Annotated in this window: 4 protein-coding genes and 1 pseudogene; 3 read left to right on the top strand and 2 right to left on the bottom strand. The window is 66.6% G+C overall.

The features are described 5' to 3' along the window. Nucleotides 1–449 (bottom strand): annotated as a pseudogene (locus tag DBR20_RS22995) (biotin/lipoyl-binding protein); the annotation flags it as partial. 168 nt (nucleotides 450–617) lie between these two features. On the opposite strand from DBR20_RS22995, the gene DBR20_RS11095 reads away from it, so the two are divergent. The 3 genes from DBR20_RS11095 (at nucleotide 618) to DBR20_RS11085 (ending at nucleotide 3457) form a co-directional block, all read left to right on the top strand. Then, the gene (locus DBR20_RS11095) at nucleotides 618–1298 is read left to right on the top strand and encodes a TetR/AcrR family transcriptional regulator (protein WP_108266209.1); all 681 of its coding nucleotides are present in this window, start codon (nucleotides 618–620) and stop codon (nucleotides 1296–1298) included. A 136-nt stretch (nucleotides 1299–1434) separates the two neighbouring features. Continuing rightward, nucleotides 1435–2082, top strand: a complete 648-nt coding sequence (locus DBR20_RS11090; RefSeq protein ID WP_108266208.1) for a protein-L-isoaspartate O-methyltransferase — start codon at nucleotides 1435–1437, stop codon at nucleotides 2080–2082. Nucleotides 2083–2098: 16 nt separating this feature from the next. Beyond that, complete coding sequence (locus tag DBR20_RS11085) at nucleotides 2099–3457, top strand: TolC family outer membrane protein (RefSeq protein ID WP_108266207.1); 1359 nt, start codon at nucleotides 2099–2101, stop codon at nucleotides 3455–3457. Nucleotides 3458–3541: 84 nt separating this feature from the next. Here DBR20_RS11085 and DBR20_RS11080 read toward each other — a convergent pair. Beyond that, the coding region (locus tag DBR20_RS11080; protein WP_258223299.1) for an amino acid transporter at nucleotides 3542–4659 on the bottom strand (1118 nt) is incomplete at its 5' end.

Below are 4659 nucleotides of genomic sequence, written 5' to 3'. Positions count from 1 at the left end.
TACTCGGCCTGGTTGCGGGCCACGGCAAGATTGGCCCGGGCGGCATTGGCCTGGCCTTGTGCGGCCTTGAACGCCGCCGTCTGCTGGTCCAGTGCCGAGCGGCTCACCAGCTGGTCTTCAGCCAGCTTGGCGTAGCGCTTCTGGTCATCGCGGGCGCGTACCAGGTCTGCTTCCGCCGCCGCCAGCTGCGCCTGCGACGCCGCCGCCTGCGAGGCGTAGTCGGCCGCATCCAGCTCGGCCAGCAGCTGGCCCTTCTTCACCCGCTCGCCAGCGTCGACGTGACGCTTGACCAGATTGCCGCCAACCCGGAACGACAGCGGGCTTTCCTGGCGGGCACGCACCTCGCCGGGGTAGGCGGCCGCGGCTTGTCCATCCTGCGTGGTGGGATGCACCACCAGCACCGGGATGGCCGCCACCGGCTCGGCGGCCTGCTTGCCGCACGCTGCCAACACCACGACCAGTACGCCTACGCCCAACCAACGCATGTTTTTCATGAGGTACAGGACCTGAAAAGAAATCCGGGGGGAACGCGCCGGCAACATACTGTTGCAACGCGGACATTAGTGAACCAGTCGGTATAGTATAAATATCGAACCGCTTGGTCTAGTATTAGCGGGATGAGTTCTCCCACTTCCCGAAAGCCGTCGGCCAAGCCTGCTGCCAAGGCTGCCGGTCCCGGGCGCCCCAAGGATCTGGGCAAGCGCGCGGCGATACTCGAGGCAGCCAAGACACTGTTCATCGAACAGGGCTACAGCGGCGTGAGCATGGACAGCATCGCGGCCCAGGCCGGCGTCTCGAAGCTGACCGTATACAGCCATTTCGGCGACAAAGAGACCCTGTTCTCCGAAGCTGTGCAGTCCAAGTGCATCGAGATGCTGCCCGACGCGCTGTTCGTGGCCGACGTGGAAGGCCCCCTGCGCGACCAGTTGCTGGGTATCGGCATGGCGTTCTTCGAGATGATCACCTCCGACGCGGCCCTGTCGATCCAGCGGATGATGATGGCGCCGGAGACCGACGAGCGCCTGCGCGAACTGTTCTGGCAGGCCGGCCCCCAACGCACCTGCGAGGCGCTGGCCGACTTCATGCGCTTGCGTGCCGAGCGCGGTGAACTGGACATCCCCGACTGCTACATCGCCGGCCAGCAGTTCCTGACCCTGGTGAAGGGCGAAGTGCACATGCATATGATGTGCGGCATGCCACTGTCACCCGTCGAGACCGATGCTGCGATCCACGTGGCCGCGAGTGTGGATTTCTTCCTGCGCGCCTACGCCCCGCGAGAGGCTGGAACCGCTGGATAACCAAAACTGAACGAACCGGAGGTCGCGATGACTTCCGGCACTGCGACCCCGGCCACCCCGCAGCTGATGCTCTGGGCGCGCCGCCGGCCCCCGGCACCGGTAAAATGGCCGGCCCACTGCGCTGGATTTGAACCTCATGACGATTGATTACGCCCACGCCCGCGAACTGATGGTGGAACAGCAGATCCGTCCCTGGGACGTGCTGGACATCAAGGTGCTCGACGTCCTGGCCCGCCTGCCGCGCGAGGCCTTCGTCGCCGACGCGCACCGGGCGCTGGCCTATGCCGATGTCGAACTGCCGATCGGCAACGGCCAGAAGATGATGAAGCCTGTCGTCGAGGGTCGTACCCTGCAGGCACTGGATCTGCAGCCGGGTGACGAAGTGCTGGAAATCGGCACCGGCAGCGGCTTCCTGTCGGCCTGCATCGGCGCGATCGCGCGCGACGTGCTGAGCCTGGAAATCGATCCGGAACTGGCCGCCGCTGCGCGCGCCCGCCTGGATGCCACCGGCCTGGGCACCAACGTGCGCGTGGAAGTGGCCGATGGCCTGGCCTGGCAGACCGATCGCCGCTTCGACGTGATCTGTGTCACTGGCGCCGTTGACGTGGTGCCGTCACAGTTCGCTTCGTGGTTGCGTCCGGGTGGTCGCCTGTATGTCATCCAAGGCCGTTCGCCGGCCATGGAAGCGCTGTTGGTGAAGGCCGATGGCAGCACCGAGTCGCTGTTCGAGACCGATATCGATTACCTGCGTGGTGCCGCCCCGGCCCCCCAGTTCCACCTCTGAGTCCAAGGAAGCCGCAATGATCCGCCGATCCCTCGCTGTTGCGCTGGCCACTGCCCTGCTGCCGTTGTCCGCCCATGCCGCCGACCTGTTGCAGGTCTATGAAATGGCGCGCAATGGCGACCCGCAGCTGTCCGCCGCCGAATCCACCCGGCTGTACGACAAGGAAGGCGCCGTGCAGGCGCGCGCTGCCCTGCTGCCGCAGATCAATGGCCAGGCCACGCTGAACCGCGCGCGTAGCGAGGCCAATGCCGATGCCAACTCCGGCTCGGTCACCAGCAAGCGCCGCAACTACACGGTCGATGGCACCCAGACGCTGTTCAACTGGACGCAGATCAACAACCTGCGTTCGCAGCGCGAGCTGAGCAAGGCGGCTGATTTCACCCTCGACTCGGCCAACGACAACCTGATCGTGCGCACCTCGGCGGCCTACTTCAACGTGCTGGTGGCGATCGAATCGCTGAATGCCGCACAGACCAACGAAGCGGCCGCGAAGAAGCAGTTCGACTTCGCCGACAAGCGCCTGGAAGTGGGCCTGGCGCCGATCACCGACGTGCACGAAGCACGCGCCCAGTACGACCAGGCGCGCGCCAACGCGATCGTTGCGCAGAACACCCTGGCCGACAACTACCAGGCCCTGACCGAACTGACCGGCCAGCCGGTGATGAACCTGAAGGGCCTGCCGGCCGATTTCCGTCCGGAAGTGCCGGCCAACCGCGGCAACCTGGACCAGCTGGTGCAGCAGGCGACCACGCAGAACCCGGCGCTGAAGGCGCAGGAACTGAAGGTCGGTGCCGCCGAAGCCGGCGTGCAGGCGGCCCGTGGTGGCCACTACCCGACCCTGTCGCTGGGCGGCAGCTGGGGCAAGACCGCGACCTGGGGCGACAGCACCGGCGCCGGTTCGCTCTCACCCGATGCACGCACCAACAGCATCGGCCTGACCCTGAGCGTGCCGATCTTCTCTGGCGGCGCCACCCAGTCCGGCGTGCGCCAGGCCCTGGCCCAGCGTGACATCGCCCAGGATGGTTTCGAGCAGCAGAAGCGCGCGCTGGACCGCAATACCCGCAATGCCTACCAGACCCTGGTACAGGGCATCAGCGAAGTGGAAGCACGCCGCTTGGCCGTGGTTTCCGCACAGAGCGCCTACGATGCCTCGCAGGTCGGCCTGGAAGTGGGTACCCGCACGGTGCTGGACGTGATCCAGAACCAGCGCATCCTGTTCTCCGCACAGCTGGATTACGCGCAGGCCCGCTACAACTTCCTGCAGAACCGCCTGCTGCTGAGCCAGGCCGTGGGTGGCCTGGATGTCGCCGAACTGCAGGACCTCAACCGCCTGCTGACCCAGGACGCGGGCAACCCGTCCACGACCACGAACTGAGTCGGCGTCACCGGTCTGATCAGAAAGCCACCCGCGAGGGTGGCTTTTTTTATTGATCGCAGATGGCTGGCGCTGCGCATGGCGCTAGCGCGAGCGCCCCGCGTATCGACCTATCAGGACGCCTGCCAGCACGACCGCCAGCACCACCAGCACCGGTACGAACAAGCGGGACGTGACTGCCGGCAACAGGCATAGTGCGGTCGCTAAAGGTGCGAGCACCATCGGGATGAGCCGCCGCTCGCCGGCCGCCGCCCGCGCCTGCCATTGGCTGCGGGCAACGCCGAGGCACACGGCGGCCAGTACCAGCAGGCCAGCAGGCCCCGGCAGCTGTGGAAGCCAACCCTCCGGCATCGACAGCGCCAACGTCGCCGCCAGCATGGTCAGCGCAATCGTCACCCGCAGATGCGCATCGGTGCCCACATCGCCGGGTTCCGGCGGCCAGACCTCCACCCCCAACCGCGCGGCCAACAGCAGCGATACCAACTGCAGGGCCGCCAGCCCCGCGCCGCCCGCCAACGGCAACAGTGGCAGCAACCATTGCAGCTGCGGCACACCCTGCAATGCCACCGACAGCGGTCGCGTGCTGGCCAGCGCAGAAAATTCGACCAGACCGGACTGCAGCGCAGCCAATACCATCAGCCACAGCATCGCCATCAGCACCGCCGCGCCGGCGGCTCTGGAAACCTGCGAACGAGGCTGCGGCACTCTCCCGGCAAACCCGGCCAGCAGGCCTGCGCCGAGCAGCACACCGAGCAATGCCACGCCAGCTGCAAGCACGCCGCCCAGCCCGAAGCGATAGGGCGCGGTAGCCGATGGCAGCCACGGAATCCAATGCGCGTAGTGCACATGGCGTGCTGCCAGCAACAACAGCAGCAGGCCAACGCCCAGCTTCACCGTCAGCAGTGCACTGGCCAACAGCAGCACGCGCGGCATCCGCAGCACTGCAGTGGCGGCCCCCAGCAGCAACACCATGATCGAAGCCGCCAGCGGCAATGGCACCCACTGCGCGGGAGCCGCATCGATGACCTCAGCGGCTGCGTACAGATGGCGCGCCATCGATTGCGCCAGGCCTGCGGTGGTCGCCGCCAGTTCCAGCAGCAGGGCAATCACCAGTACACCCGCGAACAGCTTGCCCCAGGCGGCACGCAGCAGAGCAGGCAGACCTGAAGGATTCGGCAGACGCCGCATCGCCAGACGAAGGC

The organism is Stenotrophomonas sp. HMWF023 (assembly GCF_003060985.1).
Taxonomy (GTDB): Bacteria; Pseudomonadota; Gammaproteobacteria; order Xanthomonadales; family Xanthomonadaceae; genus Stenotrophomonas; species Stenotrophomonas lactitubi.
The sequence above is the reverse complement of the archived record's forward strand: the minus strand, read 5'-3'. Positions and strand labels throughout refer to the sequence as shown.

Excerpts from the sequence above, each read along its gene's own strand:
- DBR20_RS11090 (WP_108266208.1), top strand. The coding sequence starts at position 1,435 with ATGACGATTGATTACGCCCACGCCCGCGAACTGATGGTGGAACAGCAG.
- DBR20_RS11095 (WP_108266209.1), top strand. The coding sequence starts at position 618 with ATGAGTTCTCCCACTTCCCGAAAGCCGTCGGCCAAGCCTGCTGCCAAG.
- DBR20_RS11085 (WP_108266207.1), top strand. The coding sequence starts at position 2,099 with ATGATCCGCCGATCCCTCGCTGTTGCGCTGGCCACTGCCCTGCTGCCG.